At 64.4% G+C, this 14,263-nt stretch carries 10 protein-coding genes; 7 read left to right on the plus strand and 3 right to left on the minus strand.

From position 1 onward, the window contains the following. Positions 1–5: 5 nt before the first annotated feature. Together H2509_RS16355 and ubiG are read right to left on the minus strand one after the other, a co-directional pair. Complete coding sequence (locus H2509_RS16355; RefSeq protein WP_182167213.1) at positions 6–692, minus strand: alpha/beta fold hydrolase; 687 nt, start codon at positions 690–692, stop codon at positions 6–8. A gap of 15 nt (positions 693–707) precedes the next feature. Continuing rightward, the gene (ubiG, locus tag H2509_RS16360) at positions 708–1,466 is read right to left on the minus strand and encodes a bifunctional 2-polyprenyl-6-hydroxyphenol methylase/3-demethylubiquinol 3-O-methyltransferase UbiG (RefSeq protein ID WP_182167312.1); all 759 of its coding nucleotides are present in this window, start codon (positions 1,464–1,466) and stop codon (positions 708–710) included. Between the two features lie 204 nt (positions 1,467–1,670). Here ubiG and H2509_RS16365 point away from each other — a divergent pair, with 204 nt between their 5' ends. From H2509_RS16365 to H2509_RS20815, 5 genes are all read left to right on the plus strand, one after another. After that, entirely contained in the window at positions 1,671–2,921 is a 1,251-nt protein-coding gene (locus H2509_RS16365; protein ID WP_182167215.1) for an aspartate kinase, read from the plus strand. 94 nt (positions 2,922–3,015) lie between these two features. Beyond that, positions 3,016–5,283 carry a phosphoenolpyruvate--protein phosphotransferase gene (ptsP, locus tag H2509_RS16370; RefSeq protein WP_182167217.1) on the plus strand — a complete coding sequence of 756 codons (2,268 nt, stop codon included), beginning with the start codon at positions 3,016–3,018 and terminating at the stop codon, positions 5,281–5,283. 91 nt (positions 5,284–5,374) lie between these two features. Beyond that, positions 5,375–6,448 (plus strand): peptide chain release factor 1, encoded by a 1,074-nt coding sequence (gene prfA / locus H2509_RS16375; RefSeq protein ID WP_182167219.1) that lies wholly within the window; start codon positions 5,375–5,377, stop codon positions 6,446–6,448. Then, positions 6,445–7,335: a peptide chain release factor N(5)-glutamine methyltransferase gene (gene prmC, locus H2509_RS16380; RefSeq protein ID WP_209002004.1), complete on the plus strand. Its 891-nt coding sequence runs from the start codon at positions 6,445–6,447 to the stop codon at positions 7,333–7,335. The genes prfA and prmC overlap by 4 nt, the downstream gene beginning before the upstream one ends. Before the next feature lie 462 nt (positions 7,336–7,797). Beyond that, positions 7,798–8,679 (plus strand): DUF4167 domain-containing protein, encoded by an 882-nt coding sequence (locus tag H2509_RS20815; protein ID WP_182167221.1) that lies wholly within the window; start codon positions 7,798–7,800, stop codon positions 8,677–8,679. Positions 8,680–8,887: 208 nt separating this feature from the next. Here H2509_RS20815 and secA read toward each other — a convergent pair whose 3' ends face one another. Beyond that, positions 8,888–11,674 (minus strand): preprotein translocase subunit SecA, encoded by a 2,787-nt coding sequence (gene secA, locus H2509_RS16390; RefSeq protein WP_182167229.1) that lies wholly within the window; start codon positions 11,672–11,674, stop codon positions 8,888–8,890. 303 nt (positions 11,675–11,977) lie between these two features. On the opposite strand from secA, the gene H2509_RS16395 reads away from it, so the two are divergent. Beyond that, positions 11,978–12,886 (plus strand): peptidylprolyl isomerase, encoded by a 909-nt coding sequence (locus H2509_RS16395; RefSeq protein ID WP_182167231.1) that lies wholly within the window; start codon positions 11,978–11,980, stop codon positions 12,884–12,886. 135 nt (positions 12,887–13,021) lie between these two features. After that, on the plus strand, positions 13,022–14,254 hold the full coding sequence (argJ, locus tag H2509_RS16400) for a bifunctional glutamate N-acetyltransferase/amino-acid acetyltransferase ArgJ (protein WP_182167233.1): 1,233 nt from the start codon (positions 13,022–13,024) through the stop codon (positions 14,252–14,254). The last annotated feature ends 9 nt before the right edge of the window (positions 14,255–14,263 follow it).

The following is a 14,263-nucleotide window of genomic DNA, read 5'->3' on the forward strand; positions in this document are numbered from 1 at the left end:
CCATCTTACGCAAGCCATGCCAGCAGCGCCGAAGTCACCGCTTTGGGCTTCTCCAGCGTGGAGAGATGGCCGCAATCGGCGATGATTTCGAGCCGGCTTCCCGCAATTCCGTGATGGATCTCCTGCGAGCGATCGGGCGGCGTCAGCTTGTCGCCGTCACCGACGAGAACGAGGGTCGGGCAGGCAATTGCGCCAAGCCGCGGCCTGGCGTCGTCCCTAGCCATGATCGCGCGCTGCTGGCGGATGAAGGCGGCCGGCCCGGTCTCCAGTGCCATGTCGGTCACGATCCGGCGAAGCGTTTCGTCTTCCAGCCTGTTGTCGTGCACGAAGGCAGGGAACAGCATCGGCGCCACGCGCTCGAAATTGCCGTTCTCGGTGATTTCGATCAGCCGCAGGCGCGTTTCGGTCTGGGCCGGTACGTCCGGTCGCGCCGTGGTGTCCAGCAGGGCGAGGCGCTCGACGCGTTCCGGCGCAAGCCGCATGATTTCCAGCGCGATGTAACCACCCATCGACAGGCCGGCCAGTGCGAAGCGTTCCGGCGCATTGCCCAGAATATCGCGGGCAATCGCCTCGATCGTGTCGTGCTGGCGATGGTCGGCGATCAGGATCGGCCGGTCGGCGAGTGCCGCAATCTGCGGCGCATAGAGTGCTTCGGTGCAAAGAAGTCCAGGTACGAGAACGAGCGGCGTCATGCCTGGGCTCCCTGATCAAATTCCACCGCTACCAGTCGGCACGCCGGGCCGGGCGAAGAGCATCATGTAATTGACGTCCATGTCGCTCGAGCGTGCCCAGCGGTCGGAAAGCGGATTGTAGGTGACGCCGCTTGTATCGACGAGATCGAGCCCGCCGGCCGCAAGCGGTCCTTCCAGTTCTTCCGGCCGGACCAGCTTCTCGAACGTATGGGTGCCGCGCGGCAACCAGCGAAGCACGAATTCCGCGCCCACGATCGCCAACGCGTAGGCTTTCAGGGTGCGATTGATCGTGGCGACGAACATCAGGCCGCCGGGGCGCACCATCTTCGCACATGCCTCAAGATAAAGCGGCACGTCGGCGACATGCTCGACCACTTCCATGTTGAGGATGACGTCGAAGTTCTCGCCCGCTTCCGCCAGGGCCTCGGCAGTGGTTGCCCGGTAATCGATCGCGAGGCCGGATTGCCGGGCATGGACACGCGCAACCTCGATGTTGGTAGCGGAGGCATCCGCGCCGACGATATCGGCGCCAAGCCGCGCCATGGGCTCGCTCAGCAGCCCGCCGCCGCAGCCGATGTCGAGGAACCGCAGCCCCTTGAAGGCGTCTGCCGAATTGGCATCGCGGCCGAAGCGCCCGCACACCTTTTCCTTGATATAGGCGAGGCGAACCGGGTTGAACTTGTGCAGCGGGCGGAATTTGCCGGTCGGGTCCCACCATTCGGCCGCCATGGCGGAAAAGCGCGCGACTTCCGCATCGTCCACCGTGCCGCCCATGGCCTGCCGCCCGTCTGTCACGGTCTTCATCCGATCGCTCCCCTACGTGCCGCCCATGCAGGCGGTCGGATGTTGGTCGGCCCTCTGTCCGTCTTTGTCAAGCGTGGCAGTTGCGGGGACGGTCGGCAATCTGTATGCATACCGCGCAATTTCGCCGGCGCAGCCCGCGCCGTTCAGTCACCGGCTTAGGTTGATACGATTTCGATGGCCCGTTTGGTTCTCAAATTCGGCGGTACGTCCGTCGCCAATCTGGATCGCATCCGCAATGTCGCCCGCCACGTGAAACGGGAAGTCGACGCCGGGCATCAGGTCGCCGTCGTCGTTTCGGCCATGGCCGGGCAAACGAACATGCTGGTCGATCTCTGCCGCCAGGCGGCGCCCCTGCACGACGCCCGCGAATACGATGCGGTGGTTGCCTCCGGCGAGCAGGTAACTTCCGGACTGCTTGCGATCGTGCTGCAGGAAATGGGGGTCAACGCCCGCTCCTGGCAGGGTTGGCAGATCCCGATGCGCACCGACGGCGCGCATGGCGCCGCACGTATCGGCGAGATCGACGGCGAGCGCCTGATCGAGCGGATATCGCAGGGCCAGGTGGCGGTTATCGCCGGTTTCCAGGGCGTTGCCCCCGACAACCGGATTTCGACGCTCGGGCGCGGCGGCTCGGATACCAGCGCGGTGGCGATTGCCGCGGCCATCAAGGCAGACCGGTGTGATATCTATACCGATGTGGATGGCGTCTATACGACCGATCCGCGCATCGTGCCGACCGCCCGCCGACTTGACCGCGTGGCCTTCGAGGAAATGCTTGAAATGGCTTCGCTCGGCGCCAAGGTGCTGCAGGTGCGCTCGGTCGAAATGGCGATGGTGCATGGCGTGCGCACCTTCGTGCGCTCCAGCTTCGATGACCCCGACGCCCCGCAGACGGGCATCGGCAACCTGCCGCCGGGAACTCTCATCTGCGACGAGGACGAGATCGTGGAACAGCAAGTCGTGACCGGGATTGCCTTCGCCAAGGACGAAGCGCAGATCTCCATCCGCAACGTGGCCGACAAGCCGGGCGTGGCCCATGCCGTCTTCGGTCCGCTGGCGGAAGCTAATATCAATGTGGACATGATCGTCCAGAACATTTCGCCGGACGGCAAGACCACGGACATCACCTTCACCGTGCCGGAAACCGAATACGACCGGGCGATGAAGGTGCTGGAAGAACGACGCGAATCGGTCGGCTTCGGCGCCATCGAAGGCGCGCGCAATGTCGTGAAAGTGTCGGTAATCGGCATCGGCATGCGCTCTCACGCAGGCATCGCTGCCCAATGTTTCCGCGGCCTTGCCGAAAAGGGGATCAATATCCGGGCGATTACAACGTCCGAGATCAAGATCTCGGTGCTCATCGATTCGGCATATACTGAGCTTGCGGTACGGACTCTCCATTCGCTATACGGACTAGACGGGTAAGCTGTCCGCCATGGTCGCGGATGGCCGTGACCGGTAGCCTGGTGCTTTCCGCGCTGCGGACAGCACCCTTTGCCGGGAAAGGAATCGGCGCGTGATGCGGAGCAGCCTCGCCGGGCCACGTGTGTTGTTGCGGCGCCTGCGCGAAGTCATGGCGGAGCCGATCAACGCTCAGGAACGGCTGGACAAGATCGTCGTCCTGATCGCAGCGAACGTCGTTGCGGAAGTCTGCTCCGTCTATATCCTGCGGGCGGACGGTGTCCTGGAACTCTACTCCACCGAGGGTCTCAATCGCGACGCCGTCCACAAGACGAGCCTGCGCGTTGGCGAGGGCCTTGTCGGCCTGATCGCCGCGGATGCGCGCCCGTTGAACCTGCCGAACGCCCAGGCGCATCCCGCCTTCGCCTATCGCCCCGAAACGGGCGAGGAAGTCTACAATTCCTTCCTCGGCGTGCCGATCCTGCGGGCCGGACGCACGCTCGGCGTGCTCGTCGTCCAGAACAAGTCGCACCGCACCTATTTCGAAGACGAGGTGGAGGCGCTGCAGACCACCGCGATGGTGATCGCGGAAATGGTCGCGGCCGGCGAACTGGAAACGATCGTCCAGCAGGGCACGAAACTCGACCTCACGCGCCCGATGCAGTTCAAGGGCGTGCCGCTGGCCGAAGGCGTCGGCCTTGGCCATGTGGTGCTGCACGAACCGCGCGTTGTGGTCACCAACCTGATCGCGGAAGACAGCGAACGGGAGCTTCGCCGTCTTGAAAACGCAATCAACCGCCTGCGTATCTCGCTCGACGATCTGCTGAGCAATGGCGATCTCGGCGCGCATGGCGAGCACCGCGAGGTGCTGGAAGCCTTCCGCATGTTCGCCCATGATCGCGGCTGGATCCGCAAGATCGAGGAGGCGATCAAGAACGGGCTCACCGCAGAGGCGGCGGTCGAGAAGGTTCAGTCCGACACGCGCGCGCGAATGATGCGCCAGACCGACCCGTACCTTCGCGAGAGGCTGCACGATCTCGACGATCTGGCCAATCGCCTGATCCGCGAACTGATGGGGCGGCCGCACGGTCCCATCTCCGAGAGCCTGCCGAAGGATGCGATCATCGTTGCCCGCAACATGGGCGCGGCCGAATTGCTCGACTACGGTCGTGACCGGATTCGCGGCGTGGTGCTGGAAGAAGGCGGGCCGACGAGCCATGTGACGATCGTGGCACGCGCACTCGGCATCGCGACCGTGGGCCAGGTGCTGGATATCGTCAGCCTCGCGGAGTCGGGCGATGCCATCATCGTCGACGGCGAAAGCGGCCAGGTGCAGTTGCGCCCTCCGAGCGATGTCGAGCATGCCTATGCCGAGAAGGTCCGTTTCCGTGCCAGGCGTCAGGCGCAGTACCGGCGGCTGCGCAACAAGCCGTCCGTGTCGCGGGATGGCGTGGAAGTCTCGCTGCAGCTGAATGCGGGCCTTCTGATCGACCTGCCTGCCATGGCGGAATCGGGTGCACGCGGCATCGGCCTGTTCCGCACCGAACTGCAGTTCATGGTCGCGTCGTCCTTCCCGCGCATGAGCGAGCAAAAAGCGCTTTATGCCAAGGTGCTGGATACGGCGGATGGCAAGCCGGTTACCTTCCGCACGCTCGATATCGGTGGCGACAAGGTGCTTCCCTATCTGCGCTCCATCCAGGAGGAGAATCCGGCGATGGGCTGGCGCGCGATCCGCTTTGGCGTCGATCGGCCGGCGATCCTGCGTACCCAGATCCGGGCGTTGCTGCACGCCGCCGCGGGGCGCGAACTCAAGATGATGTTCCCCATGGTGGCGGACGTCTCGGAATTCGTGCAGGCAAAGGGAATGGTGGAGCGTGAATTGCGCCACCTGCGCCGGCACGGCCACCCGGTGCCGGAGCAGTTACGACTGGGGGTGATGCTGGAGGTGCCTTCCCTCCTCTTTCAACTCGATGAACTTTTCGGTCAGGTCGATTTCGTCTCGATCGGCTCCAACGATCTCTTCCAGTTCTTCTTTGCGGCCGACAGGGGCAACACGCGCGTTGCCAATCGCTTCGACACGATGAACCCCAGCTTCCTGAGGGCGCTTCATCGCATTTCTTCGAGGGCCAAGGCCGCCGGTGTCCCGATCACCCTTTGCGGCGAACTTGCGGGCAGGCCGCTTGAAGCCATGGCGCTGATTGCGCTCGGCTATCGCGATCTGTCGATGTCGGCCTCCTCGCTCGGGCCGGTCAAGGCGATGGTCCGGTCCGTCGACGTCGGACGGCTGACTGCGCGCTTCCTGCCGAAACTGGAGGCGGGAGCCGACCGGATCGACCTGCGCCAGGTTCTTGCCGAGTTTGCGGGCGAGCAGGATATCGCAATCTAGATATAGCGGTGGAGAAAGGGCGTTCCCGGCTGGCAGGCCGGACGGCGCGACTTCCCCCTGTCATTTCGCTTCTTGATGGAGATGTCGCCAGATGATCTCGGCGAACAAACTCGATGGCCTGCTCAACCGTTTCGCGGAAATCGAGCACCATATGACGCAAAATCCTGATCCGGATACCTATATCCGGCTCTCGCGCGATTATGCGGAGCTGGAGCCTCTGGTTTCCAGGGTAAAGGCGCTGAAGGCGGCGGAGGAAAACCTCGCCGGCATCGAGGCGATGATCGCCGATCCGGTGGTCGAGCCCGATATGCGCGAGCTTGCCGAAGCGGAACGGGAGGAAGCAGAGGCCGATGTCGAGCGGCTGACACAGGAGGTCAAGATCGGCCTTCTGCCGAAGGACAAGGCCGATACACACGATGTCATCCTGGAAGTCCGCGCCGGGACGGGGGGTGACGAAGCTGCTCTCTTCGCCGGCGATCTCTTCCGGATGTACCAGCGCTATGCCGCGTTGAAAGGCTGGAAAGTTGAAGTGCTTTCGGCAAGCGAGGGCGAGGTCGGCGGCTTCAAGGAAGTGATCGCCTCGGTTTCCGGTGACCGTGTCTTTTCCAGGCTCAAGTTCGAATCGGGCGTGCACCGGGTACAGCGCGTGCCGGAAACGGAATCCGGAGGCCGCATTCACACGTCGGCGGCGACAGTGGCGGTGCTGCCGCAGGCGGAGGATGTCGATATCGAGGTCAACGACAGCGATCTGAGGATAGATACGTTCCGGGCATCCGGCGCGGGCGGTCAGCACGTGAACACGACCGATTCGGCCGTGCGAATAACTCACCTGCCGACGGGGATCGTCGTCGCGGTGCAGGACGAGCGTTCGCAGCACAAGAACCGCGCCAAGGCGATGCAGTTGCTGCGGGCGAAAATCTATGATGTCGAGCGGGAGCGGGCGGCATCCGAGCGAACGGAGGCGAGGCGCCTGCAGGTCGGCTCCGGCGACCGGTCCGAGCGCATCCGCACCTACAACTTCCCGCAGGGGCGGGTGACCGACCACCGCATCGGCCTCACCCTCTACAAGCTGGAGCAGGTGATTGCAGGCGAAGCACTCGACGAGGTCGTCGAGGCGCTGACGCTCGATCACCAGGCGAAGCTTCTGGCGGCGGAGGGGCTTTGACGGCGCCGGCCCCCCTGCCGGATTTCGATGCGGGCTGCCGCACGCTCGGCGGGCTGTACCGTTTCGTGCGCAAGGTCTTCCGGGACGCGGGGATGGATACGGCGGACCTCGACGCCAGAGTGATCATCGCTGTCGCTTTCGGTCTCGCTCCGTCGCATGTGGTCCTTCACCCGGATGAACCTGTCGATGCCGGCATGCTGGCGCGGTTGACGCCGCTTCTGGAGCGAAGATTGTCCGGCACGCCGGTCGGGCGGATCGTCGGCGAACGGGAGTTCTGGGGCCTTGCCTTCACGCTTTCGCCGGAAACCCTCGAACCGCGGCCGGATACGGAGACGCTGGTCGAGCAGGTCCTGGCCCGGCTGCCGGATCGCAATCGCCCCTGGCGCTTCGCCGATATCGGTACCGGGACCGGGGCGATCGCGGTGAGCCTCCTGCATGAATTGCCGAATGCCGTCGCGATCGCGACCGACCTGTCGGAGGAAGCCTTGCGGACGGCGCGGGGCAACGCCCGCCGGCATGGCGTCGCCGAGCGGTTTTTTCCGATACGCTGCGATTTTACGGCCGCGCTGGGGCCTGAGTTTGATTTCCTTGTCAGCAATCCGCCCTATATACCGTCTGGAGACGTGGGGCGGCTGGCACCGGAGGTGCGGCTCCATGATCCCCGGCTGGCGCTCGATGGCGGGCGCGACGGTATGGAAGCCTATCGGGTGATCGTGAGCGAATCGGTTCGAATCCTGCGGCCGGGCGGGGGCGTGTTTTTCGAGATCGGATACGAGCAGGCAGCCGCGCTGAAGGCGTTGCTGACGTCGCGCGGATTTGCGGATATCGCGGTTTATCGAGATCTCGGTGGAAGAGACCGTGTCGTTTGCGCAACCCTTGCCAACTGATTTGCCGCTAAAGGCCGAAGAAAAAAAAGACGCTTGGAAAAGCGCGCGGAACCGGCTAGTTTCGACCCTGTCGATACCCCATGAGGGTGATCGAATTCTCCGGGGTTAGAGTTGAGATCGGGTTCAGGGGCGGCATGCTCCTGCCAGGGGTTGCGGCTACGATGCCGTGGCCGTGCGATCGCAAGCCAATCGGAGTTCCGGGTCGAATACGGCGCTCCATGGTGTTTTTCTGTGGCATCGGTCTGTTGCGATTGAACGACTGATCCTTTGGATGCGATATCCCTCTGGATATCATCGCATCCGGGTATGCCGCCGCATTGTCCGTTTCGGGCAGAGCGGCGGAAAGACTGTACTTGTGCGGACATTTGAACCTGCACGGTATGTGCGGACGGCCCTCCAGGAGGTGCCGTTTACCAGGCCGGCCTGCAAAGGTGGCCGCCGTTCGTGAGAGATAACGGCAGAATGAGACCAGGAAATCAGAACAAGCAGCGCATGCGGGGACGTGGTGGTGGCCGCAAGGGCCCGAATCCGCTGACCCGGACCTTCGAATCCAACGGTCCCGACGTGAAGATCCGCGGCACTGCCCTTCACATCGCCGAGAAATATCAGCAGCTTGCCCGTGACGCGCAGGCTTCCGGCGACCGGGTGATGTCCGAGAACTACTATCAGCATGCCGAGCACTACCTGCGTATCGTTGCGGCGGCACAGGGACAGACTCAGCCGTCGACGTCGCTCCAGCGCTTCGAAGAGGCGGAGGACGAGGGCGAGTTCCAGGAAGAGCGCCGCGAGAGCTATCATCGCGAAAGCCAGCGGGAAGGCCACCGCGAGGGACATCGTGAAGGCCATCGCGAAGGCCACCGGGAGCAGCGCGAGGGGCAGGCGCCCCGCAGCTTCATTCCCGTCGATGCGCCGCAGCCCTTCGTCGACCACAATCCCGGCGTGAACATCAAGGCGGGCGATACCGGCCGCAGCGGCCATGCCAACGGCTCCTACGGTGCGCAGCAGCACGCCGAGGAAGGCAGCGACGAAACGCAGTCGGACGAGTCGGAGGATACAAATCCGCGCCGTCGCATGCGGGGCACTCGCGGCCGGGGCGGCATGCGCGGCCGTGGCGAGATACAGCAGGAAGGCCCGGAAGGCCGGAGCCGCGCCGCTGAGGCCGAAGCTCCTGCGCGGGAAGCAGTTGCCCCCAGGGACGCTGCAAGCGACGAGGGCGACAGCGGGCCGGAAGCCGGCGGCGAGACGGCGGAACGCAAGCCGCGCGCCCGCCGGACGACGACCCGCTCCCGCACGGCCAAGAAGGCCGATGCCGACAGCGAGAGCCCGGCGGCGACGGAAGCCTGAGTTTTCGAACTTCGGGCAGACTTGAAGATCTGGAAAGGCGCAGGCGCAGGCCTGCGCCTTTTTCTTTTGGTTCGCTGCGAGGTGAGGATGCCGGACAGCGCAGGATGAATGGATGCGCATTCGCGCGGAAGATATCTGGATCCCGGCTCTCATGATGCGCTAACGCGCACACGGGCCGGGATGACGGCGGAACCGGGAATACAGGCCCTTACACCAGCGCACCGTGGCAGTGCTTGAACTTCTTGCCCGACCCGCAAGGGCAGGTTTCGTTGCGGCCGACCTTGCCCCAGGTTTCGGGGCGTTCCGGGTCGCGCTCGCCAGCACCGACCGCTTCGGCCAGGAATTGTGGCTGGGTGAACTCGTTCTCGCCGGTCGACGGATTGGCGTGCATCGCCTCCATGGCCGGCAGGTCCGCTTCCGTCGGCATGGCGGGTGCGGGTTCGCGCACCAGTTCCAGCCGCATCAGCTGCGCCGTCGTCGCCTGGCGGAGATTGGCGAGCATCGCCTCGAACAGGGTAAAGGATTCCGTCTTGTATTCCTGCAGCGGATCGCGCTGCGCATAGCCGCGGAAGCCGATCACCGAGCGCAGGTGATCGAGATTGGCCAGGTGCTCGCGCCACAAGTGGTCGAGGGTCTGCAGCAGCACCGCCTTTTCCACCTGCCCCATGATCTCGGGGCCGTATTCGCTTGCCTTGCGCTCCATCACCGCGTCGGCCGCCTTGCGCAGGCGTTCCTTCACTTCCTCGTCGGCAATGCCTTCTTCCTTGGCCCAGTCGACGACCGGCAGGTCAAGGGCGAGGATGTTGCGCACCTCCTCCGCGAGCCCCTGCGTATCCCACTGCTCGGGATAAGCTTTCTCCGGAATGTGACGGGCGACGAGATCCTCGATCACGTCGTGGCGCATGTCGGCCACCGTGTCGGCGATCGCCTCGCCCTGCATCAGCTCGATGCGCTGATCGAAGACCACCTTGCGCTGGTCGTTCATCACGTCGTCGAATTTCAGCAGGTTCTTGCGGATGTCGAAATTGCGCGCCTCGACCTTCTGCTGGGCCTTGGCGAGCGCCTTGTTGATCCACGGATGGATGATCGCCTCGCCTTCCTTGAGACCGAGCTTCTGCAGCATGCCGTCCAGGCGGTCGGAGCCGAAGATGCGCATCAGGTCGTCCTGCAGCGACAGGAAGAACTTGGAGTGGCCGGGATCGCCCTGGCGCCCTGAACGGCCGCGCAGCTGGTTGTCGATGCGCCGGCTTTCATGCCGCTCCGTGCCGATCACGTAGAGACCGCCGGCGGCGATCGCCTTCTGCTTCAAGGCTTCGATCTCGGCGCGGATCGCCGCCTCGCGCGCCTTGCGCTCCTCGCCCTCCGGCATGTCGCCAAGCTCCTTGGCGAAGCGCATTTCCGGATTGCCGCCAAGCTGGATGTCGGTGCCGCGGCCGGCCATGTTGGTGGCGATGGTGACGGCGCCCGGCAGGCCCGCCTCGGCGATGATCGCCGCTTCCTGCTCGTGATAGCGGGCGTTCAGTACCGCAAAGAGCTTTTCGTTGCCCGCCTTCTCGGCGTCGTAGAGGCGCGCGAAGGCGTTCGGATCGGTCACGTCGACCTGGCTGTAGCCTTCCTTCTTCAGGTAGGCGGCAAGCAGTTCCGACTTCTCGATCGACGTGGTGCCGACCAGGATCGGCTGGCCGCGCTCGCGGCAGTCGTCGACCAGCGCCACGATCGCCTTGTACTTCTCCTCGACCGTCCGGTAGACCTCGTCGTCGTCGTCGATGCGCTTGACGGGCAGGTTGGTCGGGATCTCGACCACTTCCAGGCCGTAGATGTCGAGGAATTCCTCCGCTTCCGTCGCCGCAGTGCCGGTCATGCCGGCCAGCTTGTCGTAGAGGCGGAAATAGTTCTGGAAGGTGATGGAGGCCAGCGTCTGGTTCTCCGGCTGGATCGCCACCTTTTCCTTGGCCTCCAGCGCCTGGTGCAGGCCTTCCGAATAGCGCCGGCCCGGCATCATGCGGCCCGTAAACTCGTCGATGATGACGACTTCGCCGTTGCGGACGATATAGTCGCGGTCGCGCTGGAACAGCTTGTGCGCCTTCAGCGCCTGCTGCAGATGGTGCACGACGGCGACGTTCTCCACGTCGTAGAGGCTGTCGCCCTTCAGCAGGTTGTTCGCCTTGAGAAGCTGCTCCAGCTTCTCGTTGCCGGCCTCGGTGAAGGTTGCCGAGCGCTGCTTCTCGTCGAGCTCGAAATCCTCTTCCGTGACGTGCGGAATGAAGGCGTCGACCGTGTTGTAGAACTCGGAGCGGTCCTCCAGCGGACCGGAAATAATCAGCGGCGTGCGCGCCTCGTCGACCAGGATGGAGTCCACCTCGTCGACGATCGCGAAATTGTGGCCGCGCTGAACCATCGACGCGCGATCGTATTTCATGTTGTCGCGCAGGTAGTCGAAGCCGAATTCGTTGTTGGTGCCGTAGGTCACGTCGGCGGCGTAGGCCGCGCGGCGCTGATCGTCCGACAGGCCGTGCACGATGACGCCGACGCTGAGGCCGAGGAAGCGGTAGACGCGGCCCATCCATTCGGCGTCGCGACTGGCAAGGTAGTCGTTGACGGTGACCACGTGCACGCCCTTGCCGGTGAGCGCGTTGAGATAGACCGGCGCGGTGGCCACCAGCGTCTTGCCCTCGCCGGTGCGCATCTCGGAGATCTCGCCGTTGTTCAGCACCATGCCGCCGATCAACTGAACGTCGTAGTGGCGCTGGCCGAGCACGCGGCGAGCGGCCTCGCGCACGGTGGCGAAGGCCGGAACCAGAAGGTCTTCCAGGCGCTTGCCGTCGGCAATCTCCTTGCGGAAAATATCGGTGCGGGCCTTCAGCGCCTCGTCGCTCAGCCCCTGAAGTTCGGCCTCCAGCGCGTTGATCTGCGCCACGGTGGCGCGCAGCTGCTTGACCTTGCGGTCGTTGGCTGAACCGAAAATCTTGCGGGCGATTGCACCGAGGCCGGCCATGAGGCGGTCCTTCCTTTGCTGGCCCGAGAACTGGACCTGGGCGGATTTGCGCCGAGGATAGCCCGTTTTCGCGGCCCTGGGATTTCTGACTGCGGTCGCGTCGTCGGCAACTGGCCGTATTACCGCCGCATTGGGTGGCGACACCGGGGCCGATCGCGAGAACACCTCCCTCACCCAAAGATGAGGACGACCGAGAGATAAGAGGGGGTCTACAGGTTGTCAACGCTGCCTGTTTTGCGCAACTCTCTCGCGCCGCCGCGCCGCAACCGGACGCGATCGACGAAGTTTACCAGAGGACATCCCATGATCCAGCTTTCCTTCGCGGCCAAGTCCCGCGCGCGCGCCACCGGCACCCTCGCCGCCGCTCTCGTAGCGGCCGCCACGCTCAGCGCCTCCCTCTCATCCGTTTACGCCCAGGAAGCCGGCGATGTCGTGGCGCGCGTCGGCGACAGCGAAGTGACGGAGGCCGATCTCGCCTTCGCATCGCAGGACTTCGCCACCCAGCTCCAGCAGTTGCCGCCGACCCAGTGGCGCGGCGTGCTGACGGACATCGTGGTTGACATGGAAGTGATGGCGAATGCGGCGAAAGCCGCCGGCATCGACAAGGAGGAAGACTTCCAGCGCCAGCTGGATTTTCTGAAGCTGCGAGCCCTGCGCAACGCCTATCTGGTACGCGAGGTGGAGAACAAGGTCACGGATGCCGACGTGAAGGCTGCCTATGACCAGGAGTTCGAGAACTACAGCGGCGAGGACGAGATTTCCGCCAGCCACATTCTTCTGAAGACCAAGGAAGAAGCGGAAGCCGCCATCAAGGAGCTGGAGGGCGGCAAGGACTTCGCCGAACTGGCGAAGGAGAAGTCCACCGGCCCCTCGGGCCCGAACGGCGGCTCGCTCGGCTATTTCACCCGCGGGCAGATGGTAAAGCCTTTCGAGGACGCGGCTTTCGAGCTGGAGGTCGGCGCCATCACCAAGCAGCCGGTCGAGACCCAGTTCGGCTGGCACGTGATCAAGGTGGAAGACAAACGCACGCAGCCGGCGCCTGAGCTTCCCGCCGTTTCCGAGCGTATCCGCCAGGACCTGCTGCGCAACCGCTATGCGGAAGTGATGGAAAAGCTGAAGGCGGAGACCAAGATCGAAATCCTGGAGCCGGCGGCGGAAGAACAGCCGCAGGACGGCTCCGAGGGCGGTGCACAGGAAACGCCGAAAAACTGATTTTCGCTTTTTCCGATGACGAAGAACTTGGTGTAGAAAGAGCCGCCCCGAAATCCGGGGCGGCTTCCTGTTATCCGGGTTCGCCTTTTGCGGAGCCGCCGGGAAACAGGGCCGTACAGCACGCAGGAGACTGAAATGTCGGATGCCGTTTCGCCGCTCGCCCCGAAGTCCTACCCGGATGCCCCGGCAATCGACGGCGTTCGTTTCGCGACCGCATCGGCCGGCATCAAGTACAAGAACCGCACCGACGTCCTGCTCATGCTCTTCGACGACGGGGCGGAAGTCGCCGGCGTCTTTACCCGTTCCAAATGCCCGTCCGCTCCGGTCGACTGGTGCCGCGACAATCTTGCAAGCGGCAAGGCGCGGGCGCTTCTGGTCAATTCCGGCAACGCCAATGCCTTCACCGGCAAGAAGGGGCGCGAGGCCGTCACCCTTTCCGCCGATATCGTCGCAAGAGCCGTCGGCTGCAAGCCGTCGGAGATTTACCTCGCCTCGACCGGCGTGATCGGCGAGCCGCTGCCGGCGGAGAAATTCGCCGGCGTCGTCGACGGAATGGCGGCGGATGCAGCAAGCGGTCCGTGGCTCGACGCGGCGCGCGCGATCATGACCACCGACACGTTTCCCAAAGTGGCGACCCGCAGCGTCGGGCTCGGCGATACGACCGTGACGCTGAACGGCATCGCCAAGGGCGCCGGAATGATCGCCCCGGACATGGCGACCATGCTCTCTTTCCTCTTCACCGATGCGTCGATCGCAGCTCCCGTGCTGCAGGCACTTCTGGGAGAGGCAACGCCGGGCAGCTTCAATTCCATCACGGTCGACAGCGACACCTCGACCTCCGACACGCTGCTCTTCTTCGCTACGGGCAAGGCGGGCGGTGCGCCGGTCACCCGGGTCGACGATCCGCGGCTTGGCGAATTCCGCGAAGCACTGGCCGACCTGACGCGGGAACTCTCGCACTGGATCGTCAAGGACGGCGAGGGCGCGCGCAAGTTCGTGGAGATCACCGTCTCAGGCGCCGAAAGCGATGCTTCCGCCAAGCGCATCGCTCTGTCGATTGCCAATTCGCCGCTGGTGAAGACGGCAATCGCCGGTGAGGACGCCAACTGGGGCCGCGTCGTCATGGCCGTCGGCAAGGCGGGCGAGCCGGCCGACCGCGACCGCCTCGCCATCTGGTTCGGTGACATCCGCGTCGCCGTCGACGGCGAGCGCGACCCGGACTATTCCGAAGAGGCGGCATCGGCGGCGATGCGCGAGGAAGAGATCCTGCTGAAGGTCGATCTCGGCCTCGGCGCGGGCAAGGCGACGGTGTGGACCTGCGACCTCACCAAGGACTATGTCGCCATCAACGGCGACTACCGCTCCTGAAAGCTGGAC

The organism is Stappia albiluteola, assembly GCF_014050225.1.
Lineage (GTDB): Bacteria > Pseudomonadota > Alphaproteobacteria > Rhizobiales > Stappiaceae > Hongsoonwoonella > Hongsoonwoonella albiluteola.

Excerpts from the sequence above, each read along its gene's own strand:
- H2509_RS20815 (WP_182167221.1), top strand. The coding sequence starts at position 7,798 with ATGAGACCAGGAAATCAGAACAAGCAGCGCATGCGGGGACGTGGTGGT.
- secA (WP_182167229.1), bottom strand. The coding sequence starts at position 11,674 with ATGGCCGGCCTCGGTGCAATCGCCCGCAAGATTTTCGGTTCAGCCAAC.
- prfA (WP_182167219.1), top strand. The coding sequence starts at position 5,375 with ATGATCTCGGCGAACAAACTCGATGGCCTGCTCAACCGTTTCGCGGAA.
- H2509_RS16355 (WP_182167213.1), bottom strand. The coding sequence starts at position 692 with ATGACGCCGCTCGTTCTCGTACCTGGACTTCTTTGCACCGAAGCACTC.
- argJ (WP_182167233.1), top strand. The coding sequence starts at position 13,022 with ATGTCGGATGCCGTTTCGCCGCTCGCCCCGAAGTCCTACCCGGATGCC.
- ptsP (WP_182167217.1), top strand. The coding sequence starts at position 3,016 with ATGCGGAGCAGCCTCGCCGGGCCACGTGTGTTGTTGCGGCGCCTGCGC.
- H2509_RS16365 (WP_182167215.1), top strand. The coding sequence starts at position 1,671 with ATGGCCCGTTTGGTTCTCAAATTCGGCGGTACGTCCGTCGCCAATCTG.
- ubiG (WP_182167312.1), bottom strand. The coding sequence starts at position 1,466 with ATGGGCGGCACGGTGGACGATGCGGAAGTCGCGCGCTTTTCCGCCATG.
- H2509_RS16395 (WP_182167231.1), top strand. The coding sequence starts at position 11,978 with ATGATCCAGCTTTCCTTCGCGGCCAAGTCCCGCGCGCGCGCCACCGGC.